A 19,521-nucleotide genomic window follows, 5' to 3' on the forward strand; every position below is an offset into this window, starting at 1 on the left:
AGTTTATCGCAGATCATAAAACTACTGAATCCATAGCATCAGGTCAACTGACAACCATCGTTTTATGTTTGCTTCGGAGGTAACGGGTGGATGGGGGGAATGATATCGGCGTTCAATAATAAGCGCCCATACACCACACCTCGCAGTGTAATCATTTTGTCGGCGATCATGTTCAGGCGATTAGCTGGGCCTTGAACCAGAATGACTGACAGTGTGTTGGTATGGGTTAAATTGACATTGAGGTTACTGATGACCTCATCAATGTATTCATATTGCAGATCATGAAGACGTTTTTGCAGGCCGGGTACGGAATGATTGTAAACCAGATTAACGGTGCCGGTCATGACAGTATCACCCTGCTGGGCGCGATGTTCATTGATTTGTAAATTTATCATGTCACAAATAGCCTGAGAGCGACTTTCAAACCCCCGTTTACTGACCATTTCATCTAAACCTTCCAGCAGACTTTCAGGTAATGAGATACTGATACGACTGACTTTTTCTTTGCTCATGCGAACTCCTGAAGTTTGTCATCATTATTGTCTGAATGGACAAGACTATCACCCAGGCTAAAACCGGGGTGATGTCACCTGATTTTTAGAACAAGTGGCTATAGCGCTCCACTTCCCATGCACTAACCACAGTGTGGTATTCATTCCACTCAGCTTGTTTGTAACGAATAAATTCGTTTCTCAGCTCACTACCCAGGACTTCTTCCATAAACGGATCAGCAGCAAATGCCTGAATGGCTTCGTCCAGCGTTCTGGGTAAGAATTGAATGCCTAATTCCTCACGTTCTGCTTCAGTTAATTCATACAGATTACGTTCCTGAGGTTTACCAGGATCTAGGCCTTCTTTGATACCTTCTAGACCAGCTGCGAGCACCAGAGCGGCTGCAAGGTATGGATTGACAGCGCCATCGGCATTGCGTGATTCACAGCGACCACCACCCATCGGCACCCGAACTGAGTTGGTACGGTTATTCGAGCCAAACGAGTTAAATACCGGTGCCCAAGTGAAGTAAGGCATATCACCCTGGCGAACCAGTCGTTTGTATGAGTTTACGGTTGGCGCAAACACCGCACATAAAGCGGGCCCGTGTTTTAATACACCGGCAATGAACTGATAGCCTAATTTGGTTAAGCCGAGGCCATGCTCATCTTCTTCAGGTTTGCACTGGAAAAGGTTAGCTCCAGTCTCCAAATCATAAAGCGACATATTAAAGTGAGCGCCTGTTCCAGTTTTATTTGAGAAGGGTTTAGGCATGAATGTCGCTAACAAATCTTCTTGTTTCGCATATTCTTTTGCCATCATCTTCAAGAAAGTAAAGCGATCGCAGCTGGTAATGGCATCAGCGTAGTTAAAGTCGAACTCGAACTGTGCATTGGCATCTTCATGATCGAAGGAGTAAAGCCCCCAACCCAGATCATCAATGCTAGTGGCCATTTTGTCTAACCAGCTAAAATTACTTAAAAAAGCGCGAGTGTCATAACATGGTTTTTTCAATTTATCATCTGGATCAGGCACAGACAGGGTGCCATCTTCATTTTTTTCACCAGGTAAACTTCTGCTTCAATACCCAGATTCATGCCATAACCGAGCTCTTTTGCTTGTTCCAGTACAGATTTGAGTAAAACACGAGTACTGAGCATATACGGTTTTTTGTATAGGGTATTATCGGCTGGCATCCAGGCAATTTCTGGTTGCCATGGTAGTTGAATAATATGATCTAAATCTGGCACAGAGGCGATTTCATCATCATTTGGCTGCTGTCCCAAACCATCGACAGCATAACCGGTATAAAGCTCAGAGCCATGTGCCATATGATGTAAATGCGAGAGCGGGACAACTTTACCTTTCGGTACGCCATGGATATCCACATACGTACCCATGCAGTATTTCACGCCTTTGCTTTTTAATTCTTCTTGTATTTTTCTGATTTCATCATCAGTTTTGATGTTAATCATGAGATTACCCTTCTTTGGTTAATGATTTATAAGAGAGACTGGTGGTAGCTTTGATCAAGCGGCGGTTGTTCCTTAATTGCTCTCATCACCAGTTGAGATAAGTCTTCACACATCCATGAAAAAAGTGCTTCACCCTCAGCTTTTGTTGCAGTGGAGGGGTTACCTGTCACGCCATTTAAACTGGTGCGATTGACAGGATGGCTGAACACACAGCCATCAGTTCGGTCCGGATCATCTGCGTCAACTAATTTATCTTCACGCACTAACTCCGGGTGTAAGGCCATCATCAAAGCGGTTTCGGCTTGATTGGCATGCCAGTCTTCAGCATCGTCATGATGGGCTTTGCGAACACGTTCCGAAATTTGAGCGGTGTGAACCAAGCCGATCATCAAATCATCATGACGTGCTCTGAGCATTTCCAAGGCGCAACGAAGTGGAGCGGCATTGGTCACATGGCCATTGATCAGTAACAGGCGTTTAATACCGGAAGAGGCTACCCAGTCACCGATATCGGAAATCATATCAATCAATGTTTTAGGATTGAGTGCCATCGTGCCTGGCCATCTTTTAGAATGACCGATAGAACAACCATAGGGCTGGGTGGGTAATAAAATAACCGGTGTCTGCTTTGCTACTTCTTTGCATAAGGTGTCAGCAATAGCGGAATCCATACCACAGCCCATATGTGGTCCATGCTGTTCGGTGGCGCCTACAGGCAGTAAAGCGGTATCAACACCGTTTTTTACAGCCTCAGCTACTTCTTCCCATGTCATTTGTGCTAATTCATACATTAGAAAACGCTCCCAACTTCATCATTTACTGGCACCATGCGGACAAGGTTCAGGTGATCTTCATCATCATCCTGCTTGGGAGGGTGAATCAGTTCTTCCAGTCGTTTTTTAGTGGCGATAAATTCTGGCGATAAAAATTGATCTGGATTTCTAGGTTGAGGTACCGGTACTTCAATCACTTCTTGTACTTCGCCGGGATTGGCTTTTAGCACCAGAATGCGATCAGCTAGATAAATGGCTTCATCCAGATCGTGGGTAATGAAAAACACTGTCACATCAATGTTTTTCCATATCTCCATCAGATAAGCCTGCATTTTGCTGCGAGTTTGAGCATCAAGGGCCCCAAATGGCTCATCCATCAACAGCACTTTAGGTTTATTGGCTAAAGCTCTGGCAATGGCAACACGTTGCTTCATACCTCCTGAGAGTTGATGGGGGTAGCTGTTTTCAAAACGTGCTAAACCAATTAAGTCTATCCACTGTCTAGCTTCAGCTTCTGCTGTGCCTTTGTCATAGCCAGATTCACGTAGACCAAACATCACGTTCTGCTTGACGGTTAGCCATGGAAATAAGGTATAACCTTGGAATACCATGCCGCGTTCTGGTCCCGGTTTATTGACGACTTTGCCATCCAGTTTGACTTCACCTTCGGTGGCTTGCTCAAGGCCAGCCAGAATGCGAATCAGGGTGGATTTACCACAGCCTGATGGCCCAATCACGCAAACAAACTCACGTTTATGAATGCTCAGATTGATATCTTTTAACGCGGTCACCGTGCCATGTCGGCTTTGGAAGGTTTTACTTAACCCTGTCACTTCCATGGTGACTGGACGTTTTTTGATGCGGGCAAAACGGTCTCGAACAGCATCTGACTGAACGCGATAATCGGGTAAGGTTGGTTCACTCATCTCGTGCTCCTAATTCGCTTTCTGCCAAGGGAAAAGACGACGTCCAAACCAGGCGAGTAATAAATCAATGGTCAGGCCTAAAATGCCGATCATCATGATGGCGGCGAAGACGTTGTCGAAGTTTTTGTAGCGTGCTTGTTGGGTGATAAACCAGGTAATGCCTGAGCTGGTGCCAATCAATTCCGCCACAATCAAATAGGTCCAGGCCCAGCCAAGCAGGATGCGGGTGTCGCGGTATAAATCCGGCAAAATGCCAGGTAATACGATGCGAAATAGCATGGAGCGATTATTTGCGCCCAATGTTTGACCCGCTTCCAGTAAGGCTGGGTCCAGTTTTCGGGTGGTATTGGCGACGATCAAAACCTGCTGGAAAAAGGTACCGATAAAAATAATCGCAATTTTTGGCGCTTGATAAATCCCAAGAATCGCCACCGCCAATGCACCAAATGCTGGCGCAGGTAGGTAGCGGAAGAACTCGATAAAGGGTTCAAATAATCGAGAGAAAAAGTCATAGGTCCCAGCCAAGACGCCAAGGGGAATGCCTATGATGGATGACAAAAGGAATCCATAAAAAATAACCTGAATACTGCTCCATAGACTTTCGTGTAACCACAGCTCACTGCTACGTTTGGGTTCGGTGGTAAACGACGTATAGAAAGCGGTGACAACTTCATGTGGCGCGGGCAAATAAATAGGGTTGGCCGGTATGCCTTCTGGTATGGCCTTGCCTGCTGCGGAAGCTTTGTCGAGTTCAGCATTAAAAACCTCTTTATCAACTAGCATTCCTTCACGAAAGTAACTCACAGAGCCGGGTAAAGTGACTTCTACTTCCGGGTGCCAAATAAATGGGACATAGCTGACCAGACACCAAAGAAGAATGGGTAATACAAAACTGCTGATAGTCACTAATTGTCGACTACGCGGCTCAAGCGGTTTATTAACTGAAAAGAGTGACATAAACAGTACCTTTGCTATTTTCAGACAACACGATCCCCTGCCTGGTCATGACATAAAATTTCAGGAAGAGGGGAAGGCACCGGTTGATGACCGGTGCCTATTAGTCTTTTACTCGCCTAATAAAAGAGAAGGATCGATGTAATTATCGACAGTCTGTTTATCGGCATAGACCTTATTGTCGACATTGAATTGATCCGCAATTTCTGTTGAACCATAAAGCGAACCAAAGCCGTCTGCTTTTTTCATAAAGCCTTGAGCTTCTTCTTTAGTCAAAATCTTAGTACCATCGATAAAGGCTTTATACGCCTCGGGTTCAATACCAACGCGAGCAGCCATGATGCTGATGGCATCATCACGTGTTTTTGGATCATTGAGGTAATCAACCGCCATATACCAAGCATCGATAACTTTTTTCCATTCATCGCGGTGAGTTGCCAAGCTTGATGGAGAAACAGCTAACACATCATAAATAAGACCAGGTTCATCGGCACTGGTGTAAATAGGTTTCGATGCTGGCACTAAATCTAATGCCTGACCTGAGTTTGGTTGCCAAGCCCCAATAGCTTCGACCTGGCCTGATGCCAAGACTTGTGGTGTTTCATTTGTGGGCACATTCACTAGTTCAACATCACTTTCAGTCATACCGGCTTTTTCTAAACCGTTCAGCAATAATAAATGATCGACAAAGCCGAGTTCGACGCCAACTTTTTTGCCTTTCAGATCGGTAATGGAGTTAATGCTGGGCGCACCCACAATCATATCGTTACCGTTACTGTAGTCATTAATCAGGATCATGACATTTTGGGCACCTGTGGCACCTGTGACTAGAGCGTCACCATTAGTCATCGTCACCGCATCTAACTGACCCGCAGCGAAGGCGTCCATGCTAGCGACGTAATCAAACCATTCAAACTGCACGTCCACACCAACTTTATCGAACATTTTCTTTTCGATGGCGATTTCCCAAGCCACCCAACCTGGCCAATCGCTATAGCCAATTTTTAGTGGTTCTGCACTGGCATTAGCTGAAAGTAATAAACCTGCGAAAGCAGAAAGAAATAGTCTTTTTTTCATTTTAGATACCCCGGTTAGTATTACGATTTACCAATTTGGTAATACTCAGTTTTGCAGTAACTGTGCCAGACCATGGGGTGTTGTATGGTTAGGAGAGAAAAACTGGTATAAATGGATGAGGCAATATTGAAGTAAAACCAACAAAAATAAGACTTTCAGCGGGTTATAGAGAATAGTAAGTGAAATGGTAATAAGAGAAGAGCTGATCTTATTGCAGAGTTTTACCTCGGCTAATTCCAGATGCTTATGCACTAAAAAGACACGTGAATTGATAAAAAGCCCCAAAAGTGCGCGCTATTGTAGAAGCTAAATTGGAAATGATGTGTATTAAATAAAAGAGGAGATTGAGATCGTGAGAAGAAGGGTATAAAAAAAGCCCCAACCCGAAGGTTGAGGCTTTTCAATAAGCTTTGAACCAATTCAAATGAATTGTTTCAGATTAGCTTACCAGCTGATAAAACCACCAACAGATAATACATCAACTTCATCATCAGATGATTGAAGGTGATATTCAGTTTCCATTTGTGAGTATTCAGCAACCAATTTCAGGTTAGCTGTTACATCATGATAGATACCGATAGTAGCCATTGCGTTGCTGTCTAAGTCAGCTGCACCACCACCTACTGCATTTGTGCGGTCTCTATCTAGTGTTGATTCACCATAAGATGCAGCAACAAAAGTTTGACCACCGAAACGGTAACCTAACTGTGCGTAGTAACCATCACCGTCACGTGCACTACCATTTGTGTTGAAAGCGCCAGTGCCTAGACCGTTAACGCCTTGACCTTTGCTGTCATAGTAAGTAGCAACTGCTTCAAAACCACCCAGGATTAATTGACCACCGACAGTGTATGCATCAGAAGTTTCGCTACCTGTAGCATTGCTGTAACGAACATCTTGAGTCATACCATCTAACCACAGTTTCATAGAACCGCCGTCAAATGCTGTAGCGTAGCTTAAAGATGCTTCATAACGAGCGTCTTTTTCAAAGCCAGTACCAGTCGCTTGTAAAAAGTCATCAGAATCCGCAACAGCAATCGCTGCTTTGAAACCATTCATATCAGGAGTGGTGTAACGGATTTGTGAGCGCCAGTTAGCGTACTCATAACCCCAACCGATACGACCTAAAGAAGTTGTTCCAGTGTTTTGATCGCCAGCTGCTGTGACGCCAGTCGCACCTACACCGTATAAAGTTTGGTCTAACAGGATGTTGTTAGCTGCATAAAGGCCTAGACCTTTACCTAACATGATTTGACCAAATGAACCGTCAACAGTTGCAAATGCTTCACGTTGTTCCATAGCGTCGTTACCGCCTTGGTTTTCGTTGAAGTAGCTGCCATTGTTAGTTGATGGTGAGATAGAAACACGTGCTGCCACTTTAAGGCCATTGATTTCAGGCATTGCCACGTTAAAACCAAAGAATGTAGGTAACAGACCGTTAGCTACTTGTTGGTTGTTTTGATCGAAACCACCGTTAGCGCTGTCTTGGTCGCTAGCGATGAAGAACTGGTTGATGTTACCGTCAACGCTGAATTCGTAGCCGTTTTCACCACCGACAACGATTGTCGCGTTAGCTGCACCAGCAGCTGTTAATGCTGCTGCACCGACTAAAGAAGCCAGTGTTGATTTTTTTAATAATTTCATTCTGTTTCACCTTCTAATTGTTAACAGATTACTTTAAGTCTCTCTCGTAACCGGATATGTCTCGGTTGTTAGCTATTTTGCATATAAAAAAATCTAATGCAACACTTTTACAACAATTTTTTTAATTTTGACGAGAAAATCACATTTCTGTGTTTTTTTTACCACAATGCTTTCGTTCTCTGCTATGCCAAATAGCGGAATAATGCGTGATAGGTGTTGCTGTGGGGATAAGAATTTATTGTGGAAATTATGCAACAAAAGTGACAGGCAATAAAAAACCCAGTTTCTTTTCAGAAGTCTGGGTTTTTTATAATCCGTGGTGGCTCGACCTGGAATCGAACCAGGGACACAGGGATTTTCAATCCCTTGCTCTACCAACTGAGCTATCGAGCCGATAAGGGTGCGTATTAAACCTTCTGACAGGTGTGATGTCAAGGGGAAATCATCATTAATTCTATTCCATACTTGTCCGCTTCAGTGGGGCATGCTCTAATGACCAGCTATTTTTATTGATTATTCAATGGATAACTGAATGTCGGCATCAAATAAGAAGTGGTTATGGGCATTGATCATTCTAGCTGCTCTCGCGGTTATTTTCGTCGGGTCGTTTTGGGATAAATCGTGGAACGAGCGACTCGAAGAATTGGTTTCCAGTCATCAGCAGTTTGAGGATGATGATGACAATGAAGAGGAAGTGAATACTAACCAGCCGCTCATCGTCACACTAGCGGATGAAACGATTCCCTACGCGGGCATTGACACGCTCACACTCCAAAAAACGCTGTTGTTTCCTGAGTTTAAGGCTTATGCAGAAGTCGTGGATATACGCGAACTGATTCAATGGCGTGCGCGATTAAATCAGCTAAGATCGGCCGTCACGGTTGCAAGCGTGACTGAAAATGCAGACCGACTGGAGTGGGAAAGACTGAAGAAGCTGGCAAAGGGAACCGGCAGTGTGGCCAGTAAGAATGTAATCTATGCGGAAACCAGCTGGCGTGAAGCCAAGGCAAACCTTAACTCTGCGGCATTTCAGCTTGAAGACGCAAAAACAGAGTTGATTCAAAGCTGGGGTGAATCCATTGCAAACTGGGTTATGGATAAATCTTCGAAAGAGCTGGAAAGATTAATTAATCGTCATGACACATTATTAATGGTGACACTTCCTATCGAGTCATCGTTGCCAGCAGATGTGAATGTGATTCGAGTCTCTCGTGCGGGGGGCCGCGCTTCTGCAAGAAAAGCTTATTTCGTTTCCCCAGCCTATGTCAGTGCAAAACAAATTCAGGGTGAAACGTATTATTTCCGAATTGCGACCGGCAAGCTTCGTTTAGGTATGCGTTTGGATGCCTGGATTCCAGAAAATAGTGATCCTGATTCAGGCTTTCATATTCCAGACGAGGCTATTGTCTGGTATTCGGGACAGCCTTGGGCTTACATCCAATTGAATGAAGCAAGCTACAAACGTATACCTTTAAGTGAGGGCAAGTTGGTCGCTGGCGGTATATTTACACAAAGCGAATTTGAGGAAGGTAATGAGGTCGTGATTTCAGGGGCTCAAATGTTGTTATCAGAAGAGTTCCGCTGGCAGATTCATGATGAGGACGATGATGATTAAATGCCACTTCTGTTTTAGTCAGCTGATTAAGGTGAGTCTGCATGCTATCTAAAGTCGTTGCTTTTTCGGTACGCTTTCGTGGCGTGGTGGTCGCTCTGGCTTCGATGTTACTTATTTATGGTGTCTATAAGTTATCTAACTCCAGCTTAGATATTTTTCCAGAGTTCGCCCCTAAACAGGTCATCATTCAAACAGAAGCCCAAGGCCTAACGGCTGAGCAAGTAGAAGTCTTGGTGACGCAGCCTTTAGAAAACGCGCTGGGTGGTCTAGTGGGGATGAAATCAATCCGTTCTCAGTCTATACCCAGTCTTTCGGTGTTGACGCTAACCTTTTACGACAATACGGATATTTATCTGGACAGGCAGTTAGTATCTGAGCGCTTATTGGGGTTAAAAGAAGTCTTACCGGCTGGCGTGGGCGCTCCATTGATGGTGCCATTAGAATCCTCATCCGGCACGATTATGACCATAGGACTGACGTCTGATTCGCAAGACTTGATGACATTGCGCTCGCTTGTAGACTGGACATTGGCTCCCAGGTTGCTGAGCGTCGATGGTGTTGCAGATATTAATGTGTTTGGCGGTCATGAGCGTCAATTACAAATTCAGATAAAACCAGACAAATTAGCGAAATATGGTATTTCGATCGATGAAGTGACGACAGTCGCGCAGCAAGCTACCGGCATTATGGGCACCGGTTTTGTTGAAAACCAGAATCAACGGATGACCATTCAAGTCAGCGGACAACCGCTCAATGCCACACAGCTAGCCAAAGTTGTTGTTCGAAAAGAAGGCAATACTGTTCTGCGACTGGGTGATATTGCGTCTGTAAAAGAAGCACCTGCACCAACGATTGGTGGTGCAGCTATTGGTGGTAAACCTGCCGTTGTGTTGATGGTAATTGGTCAATACAAAGCGAATACACTGGCAGTAACCGAAGGCATTGAGGCTGCTTTAGATGAGTTCAAAGATGGTTTCGGTGCTGAAGGCATTACCTTGCATGATGATTTATTCCGACCTGCAAACTATATCCAGACATCACTCGTCAATATCCAAGAACATTTGATGGTCGGTGGTGGACTGGTCATGCTGGTGCTGATTTTATTTTTATTTAATATCCGTACCGCTGTGATCTCCATGACAGCTATCCCTCTCTCTTTGTTTGCAGCCATGATCGTCTTGCTGGAATTTGGCATCAATATAAACATTATGGTCCTGGGTGGTCTGGCCATCGCACTCGGGGAAGTGGTCGATGATGCCATCATTGATACCGAAAATATTTTTCGTCGATTAAGGCAAAATGCCCTGCTAGCAGCACCTAAGCCCACCATGGAAGTGGTGTATGAAGCGTCAATGGAAGTAAGAAGTTCAGTGGTTTATGCCAGCTTTATTGTGATGCTGGTCTTTGTGCCATTATTGACATTAAGTGGGGTTGCCGGTCGTATGTTTGAGCCATTGGGTGAAGCTTATATTCTGGCCATTTTTGCCTCACTAGCCGTGGCATTGACGGTCACGCCAGCGCTTTGTCATATCTTGCTGACCCGAGCAGGAGATGTCAGTCATGACGAGCCACCCCTGATTCGAATGATTAAACCTATTTATGGTCGTGTGCTATCTGCGATAAGCCACTTTCCAAGACTAACCTTGCTTGGTGTACTGGGTTTCTGCGTAGCGGGCTTGTCGATATTACCGTTCTTAGGAGGCAGCTTTTTACCGGAACTTCGTGAAGGTCATTACATTATTCATACCGCGAGCGTACCGGGTACATCTATAGAAGAGTCGTTGCGAATAGGTGGTCGTATAGAGCAGCGGGTGGCAGAAATACCCGGTGTACGTTCAACCTCACAATGGGCGGGTAGAGCAGAACGTGGTGCTGATACGTTTGGCACACACTATAGTGAATATGAAGTGGATCTTGAGCCGATGGATGGGCCCTCTCAGCAGCGGGTACTGGATGAAATTCGTGAAATATTAGAAGCCTTTCCCGGCGTGAACTCGGAAGTGAATACGTTTTTAACAGAACGTATTGATGAAACTATTTCCGGTTATACCTCACCTATTGTCGTCAATATCTATGGCAAGAACCTGGATGCGTTGGACAAGACTGCACAAGAAGTGGCAGAAGTTATGAGGGATATTGATGGCGCCGCTGATGTTCAGCTTCGAGCCCCTCCCGGCGAACCACAGCTTGAAGTGCGGCTGGATTTAGACAAGCTGGCTTATTGGGGCTTGCGTCCTGCAGAAGTGATGCAGGCAGTGAGAACGGGGTTTGATGGGGCTGTTGTAGGCCAAGTCTATGAAGGCAATCAGGTGTTTGATGTGGTGGTTGTGTTACCTGAAGAACTGCGTAAACAACCTCAGCAGTTAAGAGCCTTACCCATACAGACGCCAGAAGGTGTGATGTTACGCTTACAGGACATTGCGGTGATTCAGCAGGTCTCGGGACGCCATATGATTCAGCATCGTGGGTCACAGCGTTTGCAAACGGTCACGGCTAATGTCACTGACCGTGATCTGAGTTCTTTTTTGCTGAGCTGAAACAACGTGTACATGATGAAGTCGCTTTCACCGCAGATATCTATCCTGAGTTTACTGGTGCGGCAGTGGCACAAGCGCAGTCTCGTGAGGATTTGATTGTGCATTCCACCTTGGCAGGCTTAGCTGTTTTGTTATTGCTTTACGTGGCCTTACAAAGCTTTCGCAATATGATATTGGTATTGATTAATTTACCGTTTTCTCTAGTCGGCGGTGTGCTGGCCGTGGTTTTAACCAACGGCGTGTTGTCGATTGGTTCATTAGTCGGTTTCGTGACGCTATTTGGTATCACATTGCGTAATGCCATTATGCTGGTGTCACATTACCAATACATGGTGACAGAAGAGGGCGCGGCCTGGAATCTGGATACTGCCATCCGAGGGGCACAAGAACGCTTACCATCAATACTCATTACGGCTTTGGTCACAGCGCTCGCCATGTTACCCATAGCGATAAACTCGGATAGCCCTGGCCGTGAGATTATGGGGCCGATGGCCAGTATTATTATCGGTGGTTTGATTTCTTCCACGGTGTTAAATCTATTGGTGTTGCCAAGTGTCATGCTTCGCTACGGACGATTCAAAACCATTAGAGAAGCGCAGCTCTGAGCACCGATTAATCAAATGGAATTAAAAAGGCGATACCAATAATCAGTAACACCACGACAAAAAAGGCAATTTCTATAATCATCAGTGAATAGCAAAGGTTTGTGCTTGCTCATTGCGTTGATCGGCAAAGAACTGATAAATGTCTTTTAGCTCCTTGGTGGAGAAATGAATCAATATCAGTTGCTGTCCTGGGTAGATTAAATCTGGATTATGTCCCATCGTACTGGTGGTGTAGTTATAGATATAGCTAGACTCCACTTTATTGTTTAACACCTTGCCAAGAAATGAGCTCAATCCGGTAGGTAGCGGTTCATCGGCATCAGCAGGAATGGTAACTCTGACTAAATCTTTATTGATACCTTCAAGTGCCAGACCCTGACGAAAACGTTGAATCAAGCCAGACTGAATAATTCCCCATAAACCTTGACGATCGGCCTCAGTCACACGATGCAGATAGAATAGAGCACTGTCCTCTAAACCACCCGATTTGACGATGTCGTTCACTGACAATTCGATAGAGCCTTTATCTATTTCCGCCTCAAGCAGGCGATCTTCAGGTAAATCTGATTGTGATAATTGGCCAATGGTCGTTTTCTTCTGTACATCTTGCTCAGTAATCACCGTAATAGGTGCACTTTTGTCGACATTATCAGCGTTGAGCAAATCAATAAGCGGCCGCTGTTGTCGACTGCCATCGGCTTGTTCAATGGTGACAAAGGTATTTTTATCTTCGGTACTGTCATCAAGCGCTTGTAATGTCGTTTGTTGTTTTTCAGTTTCTGTGTATTTTATGGTGACTGGGGTGTCTGCGCTCAGATTTTTATCAGCAAGTAACTGACCGATGGTCGTCTCGCGTTTTTCTATTTTGGGGATCACAATAGTGCCATCTTTCCGCACGAACTCACCTTGTTTGTCATTTAACGTCACGGCTTTACTACCCAGATGATCCACAAATTGTTCTGCTTCTTTTTCTATGATGGCTTGCTGATCTTCGGTAGGTGCGACAGGTTCAATGGTGACTTCTTCTATTTCTGGATCTTCGATTTCTATCGGTGGCGAAACCGTGTGTTCCGTGCGAGAGGGTTGTAAGTCTGCAAAGAGTAAATAGGCCAGACCCAGCAGTACCATTAAGGCCAGAATAGCAGGGACAAGGGATGGAACTGATCGTGCAGACTTAGCCATAAAATTTCTCTCTGGATTAGTGTCATTATTATTTAAGACGAGAATAAGCCAGTCAGTAAGGCGGGATCAAGTTTCTGATAGCAGCCTGTTTTATCGATTTTATTATTTAACACGCATTCGATAATAGATTTCGCCTGTTCAGGACTATGAACCGGGTTATCTGGTAATAACTGCATTAATGCATCTGTTATTAATGAGGCATGATCACTGTTTTTAGTTTCAAGTACAGTGGCTAAACGATGAACCAACTCTGGAAGGCCAACTTGTGATAACAGAAAGGGGATACGTTTAATGGTCAGAGTCTCATTGTCCGTTTCAAACTCAATACCGAACGCAGATAAATCTGTTTTATAGCGTTGAAATTGGCCGATTTGAGCAGTAGAAAGAGGCAAGCGTACAGGCACTAAAATCGGCCTGGAGGTCAGGTTATTCTGATCAATCGCTTGTTTAAATTGTTGCTGGCGAATCTTTTTGTCTGCTCGTTGAAGATCAATCAATGCTGGCTCTGGCGTATTCAGAACCATAAACCGGCCATGTAATATCGAGGCTGATGACCAGTTAACGGTCTCAGATAATGACTTAACAGCTTTAGCCTCGTCTATAGGTGTGCTTTCTGCCTGATAAGTTGACGCCTGCTCATTCACCTGTTCGGAGTCTGGCAAGCTTAACTCTGTCTGGAGCTGATCTGGTGCCGGTGTTTCTGCTATAGCCTCCTGAATGGCTTTGTTTATCAGGCCGTGGATCAAACGTGCATCTCTAAAACGGACTTCATGTTTAGTCGGGTGTACATTGACATCCACTCGGTCCAGAGGCATGTTCAAATAAAGCACGTATGCCGCCTGACGTCCGGGTGGAAGCCAATCTCCATAGGCCTGGCGTATGGCATGATTAATCACCCGATCTTTGATGACACGACCATTAATAAAAAAGTATTGCACATCGGTTTGAGCGCGATGGGCGGAGGCTTTGCTCACCCAGCCTGATAAATGAATATCTTCAAAGGATTGTTCTAGATAGTTGGCCTGACGAACAAAAGCCTGACCACAGATTTTTGCCAGTCGTTGAGGATATAAATCGGCTGATTTGAGTGCGGGTAGTTTGATGTAACTTTGCTCATCAAAGCGTGCACTGAACCCAATATCAAATCGACTCAAAGCGAGTCGATAGAAAGTTGTCATTAGATGATGAAGCTCTGTTTTATCACTTCGCAGAAAGCGGCGACGCGCGGGTAAATTAAAAAAGAGCTCTGCTACGCTCACGGTTGTCCCATCAGGATGAGCAGCAGGTTCCGGCTCTAGCTTATCGGATCGCACTTGCCAGGCACATGGCTGTTCTGCTTGTTTTGAGGTGAGACTCAAGCGTGTGACAGAGGCAATACTGGGCAAGGCCTCACCGCGAAACCCCAAGCTGCCAATCACACTGAGTTGTTCGCTACTATGTAATTTACTGGTGGCATGCCGGCTTAAGGCAAGTGCTAAATCATCAGGATGAATGCCAGCGCCGTTATCAGTGACTTTTATAAGCTGACTGCCCGCACCCTCGATCACGATATCTACTTGAGTTGCACCTGCATCAATACTGTTTTCAACGAGCTCCTTAAGTACTGAAGCTGGACGCTCAACTACTTCGCCAGCAGCAATTTGGTTGGCTAGGTGAAGGGGTAGGGCGTGAATTCTGGTCGCGTTCATACGTTAAAGTTTAACGTATGAACGGCAAGAGGTTTAGGGGATTTTTAAGACATCGCCAACGTGAATTTCGGAAGAGGCCAGATTATTCACCGATTTGATATCGGCCATCTTCACGCGATAACGCTGAGCAATCATACTCAGAGTATCACCGCGACTGACAATATGTTGTTGTGGCAGGCTTGTGCCGGGAATCGGGTTTTGTTGGAAATAATTACGAATGCCGACCATCATGGCGTGAGCCAATTTATTCTGATGGCTAGCATTTTTGAGTTTCCTTTCCTCTTCTGGATTAGAAATAAAGGCTGTTTCGACTAGAATAGAGGGGATATCAGGCGATTTGAGCACCACAAAAGCAGCGGATTCGACGTGTTTTTTGTGAACATGACCAACACGTTTAAGACCTGACAAGACAGTCTGACCGACTTCCAAACTGCCTTCCAAGCTGGCTGTTTGAGACAGATCAAGTAAGACCGACGCCAATAAATCATCCTTATCTTCCAGGCTGATGCCTCCGGCTAAATCAGCCGCATTTTCTCTGTCTGCAAGAATCTGCGCTGCTTCACTACTCGCACCTCGACTGGATAAAACATAGACAGACGATCCTCGGGCTTTGCGATTGGTAAAGGCGTCAGCATGGATGGAAATGAACATGTCAGCACCGTTTTCCCGAGCACGACGGATACGCTGTCGCAAACTGATAAATACATCACTGTCTCGGGTTAAATACGAACGCATTCCTGGCTCTTGATCCACCAGTTTGGCCAGACGTTTACCGATAGCGAGCACCACGTCTTTCTCTTTAGTGCCGTGAGCACCTACTGCGCCAGAATCCTGACCACCATGTCCAGGATCAATGGCTACAACAATATCTCTACGCGGTAGAATTTTATTGGTTTTGATGACTTTTTGTTCTTGTACAACCTTATTCTGAGCAGCCTCCGAAGGCGTGTTCAAGGCTTCTTCTTTGACTTCAGCAATAGATTGTTTGAGTTGTTGCTGTGTGTACAGAAGATCAACCACTAAGCGGTTAGGGTAGTTTTTCTGCGGTGGTAGCGTTTGGGTTTGGTATTTCACTTCATGAGCTAAATCCAATACCACTCGTAACGTATTTTGATCATAGGCGGCATAGCGCACAGCTTTTATTGGGGTATTTATCAACGATGGAATCGTCAACTTATCACGTTGTTGAAAGCCTTTTAAGTCAATGACCAGACGATCGGGGTTGGCTAAAGTAAATGCGTTGTAACTGACTTTGTTATCAAGATCAAATACTAAGCGTGCACTCTGATTATCTGAAGACACGCGCAGACCTTGAATGGCATCAGCCCATGTTGGCGCTGTAAAAAATAGCAGAAAAAAACTTAGTAGGAGACGGACCATCTCAACACCCTTATGATCACTTGGCCGTTATTTTCTCTTTGCTTAAAATTAAAATCAAGTTTTCTTTCTAAATAAATGAGATACAAGGGAAAGTTGAACTATTTGTGAAGTTTTCCACAGACTTCTTCACCCAAAGCTGTCATTGCTTGAATCTCTACCTGTCTTCCGGTTGATTGGTACGATAAGTGAATCATCAGATCTGGCGCTGGTAAAAAATCCTGACCGCGTTGCGCCCATTCAATCAATGATATGGCATTGTTATGAAAGTAATCATCGATACCCATAAATTCAAGCTCACCGGGATCGCTGAGACGATATAAATCAAAGTGGTAAATATCCCTGTGATCAAGTTGGTAGTGTTCAACAAGAGTATAGGTGGGACTTTTGACATTACCCTGATGCCCAAACGCTTGCACAAAGCCTCTGGTAAAGGTCGTTTTTCCTGCACCCAGTTCACCTTCAAGATGAATGGTGAAGAGCTTGTCAGGCATCAGCATGGCAAGGTCTCTACCTAGGCTGAGGGTCGCTTTTTCGTTATCAAGATATCTATGCACGTTCTTTTCTTATTTTAAATTCAACAGATGACGAAGATGAGGTAATAAGTCTAATGCCAGTAATCCCCGTTCTCCATGTTCTTTGGCTGCTCTGTCAGCGGCCATGCCATGAAGTATGACACCAAGACTGGCAGCATCAAAGAGTGACATTTTCTGTGCAAGTAAGCCACCGATAATACCGGTCAATGCATCACCCATTCCCCCACTTGCCATACCAGGATTGCCTACCGTTGATACTAGTGTGGTGCTGCCATCACAAATCAATGACCCTGATCCTTTAAGCACAACAACGCCTCCGTATTTCTGCTGAATAAGTTTCACAGCATGAAAGCGGTCTGCTTCTATTTCACTGCTGCTCATACCCAACAATCTGCCTGCTTCACCAGGATGAGGCGTAAGAATCCAGTTTGATTTGTAAGCAGGACGCTGACTGAGTAAGTTCAGGGCATCTGCATCCATGACCATCGGTTTTTCTATTTCGAGAAGCGCATTAAACATAGGGTTAGACCAGGCATCTTGACCTAAGCCCGGGCCAAAACTTATTACTGATGCTTTCTCTAATAACTTTGCTAAATCAGTCGCTGAATCTATTGCGCTCACCATTAACTCAGGACGGTCTATATTCAGCCAGTGAGCATGCTCAGGATGTGTGGCAACACTGATAAGTCCTGCTCCAGTGCGGGCTCCTGCTTCAGCACAAATTCTCGCAGCACCTGACATGCCACGATTGCCACCCACGACCAGTAAATGACCAAAGTCCCCTTTATGGGCTGAACGGGCTCTTGGTTTTAATTGTGGTTTATAGTGCTCGAAGCGGGCGAGTTGGCTTGATGTAGGTAATGTTTTATATAGGCTCTCTGGTGTTTCTAAATCATCAAAATAAATGCGTCCGCTATAGTGTGGACCGTCTCCCGTGAACAAGCCTTGGTTCAATCCCAGAAAGCTAACGGTGATATCCGCTTTCACAGCGATGCCCATGACTTTTCCTGTATCCGCATTCAGGCCTGAGGCGATATCGATCGATAAAATGCGAGCCTGAACCGTGTTATTGATAGCGGCAATGGCTTGAGCATAATGACCTCTTACAGGGCGATCCAAGCCTGTACCGAACAGCGCGTCAACAATGACATCGGTCTCCGCAACTTGACCACTAAAAGCTTGAGGCTTATGACCTGTACTTAAAAAGCCTTGTCTCGCATGGGCGGCTTCATCACTCATTTTATCAGGCTGACCCAGCTCGATAAGGTCGACATGGAAACCTTGATTAATCGCCTGATGAGCAAGGTCATACCCATCTCCACCGTTATTCCCTGCTCCGCAAAATACGGTGATATGTTTTGCTTGTGGCCAAGACCTCATCAAAATATCCAGTGCGGCTTTTGCTGCACGAGACATGAGTTCAGTACCGCTAATGTGATGGTCTTCAATGATGGTGCGATCAATTTCACGTGTTTGCGCGGCAGTATATAAACGATCCGGCAAGATGTGCATAAGTCGATCCCCTCTAATTCAATCCCGACAGCTTATAATAGGTTTATGGACAAACAAAACACTGACATCGAATGGCAGGATTTTATCTTACGTATGCAACGTTGGGCGCGTTCGCTGGGATTTCAGGCGCTGGGTGTCAGTGATCTTGATTTGTCAGAGGCAGATCAGCGATTACAAAACTGGCTGGAAAAAGGCTTTCATGGTGACATGGGCTTTATGGAAAAGCATGGTAGTAAACGGACTCACCCAGCCCAATTAGTTGAAGGCACAGTCAGTGTTATCAGTGTCAGAATGGATTATTGGCCTGGGGAAGCTGCCGAACCCTGGTCCGTGCTTGATGATGATGAGAAAGCCTTTATTTCCCGTTATGCCCTGGGGCGTGATTATCATAAATTGATGCGAAAACGCCTGGCCAAACTTGCCCAGCACATTCAAAAAGAAGTCGGCGAGTTTGGTTATCGTGTTTTTACAGATAGTGCACCGGTGATGGAAAAAGCAATCGCGGAAAAAGCGGGACTTGGGTGGATAGGCAAACACAGCAATGTGCTAAATCGTGATCATGGCTCATACTTTTTCCTGGGTGAAATTTATACCGACCTACCATTGCCACCAACACCGTCAGTAACCGCTCACTGCGGTAGCTGTACCGCCTGTATCGATATTTGCCCAACACAAGCCATTGTAGCGCCCTATGAAGTCGATGCACGTCGATGTATTTCTTACTTAACCATTGAATTGCGCGGTTCGATTCCGGAAGAGTTCAGACCCTTAATGGGGAACCGGATTTATGGCTGTGATGATTGCCAGTTGGTCTGTCCATGGAACAAGTATGCTCAGGCGACCACGGAGTCAGACTATTCACCCCGAGAGGGCTTAGATGCGCCGCAACTCGTTGATTTGTTTATGTGGTCTGAGCAAACCTTTTTGTCACGCCTGGAAGGAAGTCCTATCCGGCGAATTGGCTATGACTGCTGGTTGCGGAATATTGCTGTTGCTCTGGGTAATGCCCAAACCAGTCCGTCAGTCATTGAGGCATTAATGGCTCGTTCAAATCAGGTGTCAGATATGGTCCAAGAGCATATTGATTGGGCGCTACAACGTCATCAGCTGTCATAAACCTGTCATTGA

At 45.2% G+C, this 19,521-nt stretch carries 17 protein-coding genes and 1 tRNA gene; 4 read left to right on the top strand and 14 right to left on the bottom strand.

From position 1 onward, the window contains the following. Window positions 1-62: 62 nt before the first annotated feature. From nikR to QUE24_RS09495, 9 genes are all read right to left on the bottom strand, one after another. Window positions 63-512, bottom strand: coding sequence for a nickel-responsive transcriptional regulator NikR (gene nikR, locus QUE24_RS09455; RefSeq protein WP_007147022.1), 450 nt, complete (start codon window positions 510-512; stop codon window positions 63-65). Window positions 513-597: 85 nt separating this feature from the next. Next, window positions 598-1,527, bottom strand: coding sequence for a hypothetical protein (locus QUE24_RS09460; protein ID WP_286303588.1), 930 nt, complete (start codon window positions 1,525-1,527; stop codon window positions 598-600). Further along, window positions 1,503-1,967, bottom strand: coding sequence for a type I glutamate--ammonia ligase (locus QUE24_RS09465; RefSeq protein WP_286303589.1), 465 nt, complete (start codon window positions 1,965-1,967; stop codon window positions 1,503-1,505). The genes QUE24_RS09460 and QUE24_RS09465 overlap by 25 nt, the downstream gene beginning before the upstream one ends. 26 nt (window positions 1,968-1,993) lie before the next feature. After that, window positions 1,994-2,758, bottom strand: a complete 765-nt coding sequence (locus QUE24_RS09470) for a creatininase family protein (RefSeq protein WP_286303590.1) — start codon at window positions 2,756-2,758, stop codon at window positions 1,994-1,996. Next, window positions 2,758-3,666, bottom strand: coding sequence for an ABC transporter ATP-binding protein (locus QUE24_RS09475; RefSeq protein ID WP_286303591.1), 909 nt, complete (start codon window positions 3,664-3,666; stop codon window positions 2,758-2,760). Before QUE24_RS09475 ends, QUE24_RS09470 begins: the two co-directional genes overlap by 1 nt. A 9-nt stretch (window positions 3,667-3,675) precedes the next feature. Beyond that, a complete protein-coding gene (locus QUE24_RS09480; protein ID WP_286303592.1) occupies window positions 3,676-4,623 on the bottom strand; it encodes an ABC transporter permease in 948 nt (315 codons plus the stop codon). 108 nt (window positions 4,624-4,731) lie between these two features. Further along, window positions 4,732-5,697 (bottom strand): ABC transporter substrate-binding protein, encoded by a 966-nt coding sequence (locus QUE24_RS09485; protein WP_286303593.1) that lies wholly within the window; start codon window positions 5,695-5,697, stop codon window positions 4,732-4,734. 444 nt (window positions 5,698-6,141) lie between these two features. After that, window positions 6,142-7,341 carry a porin gene (locus QUE24_RS09490; RefSeq protein WP_286303594.1) on the bottom strand — a complete coding sequence of 400 codons (1,200 nt, stop codon included), beginning with the start codon at window positions 7,339-7,341 and terminating at the stop codon, window positions 6,142-6,144. A gap of 317 nt (window positions 7,342-7,658) precedes the next feature. Further along, window positions 7,659-7,734, bottom strand: a tRNA-Phe gene (locus tag QUE24_RS09495). Window positions 7,735-7,873: 139 nt separating this feature from the next. Here QUE24_RS09495 and QUE24_RS09500 point away from each other — a divergent pair. The 3 genes from QUE24_RS09500 to QUE24_RS09510 are packed head-to-tail and all read left to right on the top strand — an operon-like array spanning window position 7,874 to window position 12,098. Next, on the top strand, window positions 7,874-8,956 hold the full coding sequence (locus QUE24_RS09500; protein WP_286303595.1) for an efflux RND transporter periplasmic adaptor subunit: 1,083 nt from the start codon (window positions 7,874-7,876) through the stop codon (window positions 8,954-8,956). Window positions 8,957-8,997: 41 nt separating this feature from the next. Then, window positions 8,998-11,493, top strand: a complete 2,496-nt coding sequence (locus QUE24_RS09505) for an efflux RND transporter permease subunit (protein ID WP_286303596.1) — start codon at window positions 8,998-9,000, stop codon at window positions 11,491-11,493. A 38-nt stretch (window positions 11,494-11,531) separates the two neighbouring features. Continuing rightward, window positions 11,532-12,098 carry an efflux RND transporter permease subunit gene (locus QUE24_RS09510; RefSeq protein ID WP_286306101.1) on the top strand — a complete coding sequence of 189 codons (567 nt, stop codon included), beginning with the start codon at window positions 11,532-11,534 and terminating at the stop codon, window positions 12,096-12,098. Between the two features lie 81 nt (window positions 12,099-12,179). On the opposite strand, the gene QUE24_RS09515 is transcribed toward QUE24_RS09510, so the two are convergent. The 5 genes from QUE24_RS09515 to QUE24_RS09535 all read right to left on the bottom strand — a co-directional run bounded on the left by QUE24_RS09515 (window position 12,180) and on the right by QUE24_RS09535 (window position 18,393). Next, window positions 12,180-13,280, bottom strand: a complete 1,101-nt coding sequence (locus QUE24_RS09515) for a hypothetical protein (RefSeq protein WP_286303597.1) — start codon at window positions 13,278-13,280, stop codon at window positions 12,180-12,182. A 32-nt stretch (window positions 13,281-13,312) separates the two neighbouring features. After that, window positions 13,313-14,968: a DNA mismatch repair endonuclease MutL gene (mutL, locus tag QUE24_RS09520; protein ID WP_286303598.1), complete on the bottom strand. Its 1,656-nt coding sequence runs from the start codon at window positions 14,966-14,968 to the stop codon at window positions 13,313-13,315. Window positions 14,969-15,001: 33 nt separating this feature from the next. Then, window positions 15,002-16,348: an N-acetylmuramoyl-L-alanine amidase gene (locus QUE24_RS09525; RefSeq protein ID WP_286303599.1), complete on the bottom strand. Its 1,347-nt coding sequence runs from the start codon at window positions 16,346-16,348 to the stop codon at window positions 15,002-15,004. Between the two features lie 98 nt (window positions 16,349-16,446). Next, window positions 16,447-16,902, bottom strand: coding sequence for a tRNA (adenosine(37)-N6)-threonylcarbamoyltransferase complex ATPase subunit type 1 TsaE (gene tsaE, locus QUE24_RS09530; RefSeq protein ID WP_286303600.1), 456 nt, complete (start codon window positions 16,900-16,902; stop codon window positions 16,447-16,449). Window positions 16,903-16,911: 9 nt separating this feature from the next. Next, a complete protein-coding gene (locus QUE24_RS09535; RefSeq protein ID WP_286303601.1) occupies window positions 16,912-18,393 on the bottom strand; it encodes an NAD(P)H-hydrate dehydratase in 1,482 nt (493 codons plus the stop codon). Between the two features lie 45 nt (window positions 18,394-18,438). Here QUE24_RS09535 and queG point away from each other — a divergent pair, with 45 nt between their 5' ends. Beyond that, window positions 18,439-19,509 (top strand): tRNA epoxyqueuosine(34) reductase QueG, encoded by a 1,071-nt coding sequence (gene queG, locus QUE24_RS09540; protein WP_286303602.1) that lies wholly within the window; start codon window positions 18,439-18,441, stop codon window positions 19,507-19,509. Window positions 19,510-19,521: the final 12 nt, after the last annotated feature.

The organism is Methylophaga marina (genome assembly GCF_030296755.1).
Classification (GTDB): domain Bacteria; phylum Pseudomonadota; class Gammaproteobacteria; order Nitrosococcales; family Methylophagaceae; genus Methylophaga; species Methylophaga marina.

What these genes read in the sequence shown, in the direction of transcription:
- nikR (WP_007147022.1), bottom strand. Translation starts at nt 512, where the DNA reads ATGAGCAAAGAAAAAGTCAGTCGTATCAGTATCTCATTACCTGAAAGT.
- QUE24_RS09465 (WP_286303589.1), bottom strand. Translation starts at nt 1,967, where the DNA reads ATGATTAACATCAAAACTGATGATGAAATCAGAAAAATACAAGAAGAA.
- QUE24_RS09470 (WP_286303590.1), bottom strand. Translation starts at nt 2,758, where the DNA reads ATGTATGAATTAGCACAAATGACATGGGAAGAAGTAGCTGAGGCTGTA.
- QUE24_RS09475 (WP_286303591.1), bottom strand. Translation starts at nt 3,666, where the DNA reads ATGAGTGAACCAACCTTACCCGATTATCGCGTTCAGTCAGATGCTGTT.
- QUE24_RS09480 (WP_286303592.1), bottom strand. Translation starts at nt 4,623, where the DNA reads ATGTCACTCTTTTCAGTTAATAAACCGCTTGAGCCGCGTAGTCGACAA.
- QUE24_RS09485 (WP_286303593.1), bottom strand. Translation starts at nt 5,697, where the DNA reads ATGAAAAAAAGACTATTTCTTTCTGCTTTCGCAGGTTTATTACTTTCA.
- QUE24_RS09490 (WP_286303594.1), bottom strand. Translation starts at nt 7,341, where the DNA reads ATGAAATTATTAAAAAAATCAACACTGGCTTCTTTAGTCGGTGCAGCA.
- QUE24_RS09500 (WP_286303595.1), top strand. Translation starts at nt 7,874, where the DNA reads ATGTCGGCATCAAATAAGAAGTGGTTATGGGCATTGATCATTCTAGCT.
- QUE24_RS09505 (WP_286303596.1), top strand. Translation starts at nt 8,998, where the DNA reads ATGCTATCTAAAGTCGTTGCTTTTTCGGTACGCTTTCGTGGCGTGGTG.
- QUE24_RS09515 (WP_286303597.1), bottom strand. Translation starts at nt 13,280, where the DNA reads ATGGCTAAGTCTGCACGATCAGTTCCATCCCTTGTCCCTGCTATTCTG.
- mutL (WP_286303598.1), bottom strand. Translation starts at nt 14,968, where the DNA reads ATGAACGCGACCAGAATTCACGCCCTACCCCTTCACCTAGCCAACCAA.
- QUE24_RS09525 (WP_286303599.1), bottom strand. Translation starts at nt 16,348, where the DNA reads ATGGTCCGTCTCCTACTAAGTTTTTTTCTGCTATTTTTTACAGCGCCA.
- QUE24_RS09535 (WP_286303601.1), bottom strand. Translation starts at nt 18,393, where the DNA reads ATGCACATCTTGCCGGATCGTTTATATACTGCCGCGCAAACACGTGAA.
- queG (WP_286303602.1), top strand. Translation starts at nt 18,439, where the DNA reads ATGGACAAACAAAACACTGACATCGAATGGCAGGATTTTATCTTACGT.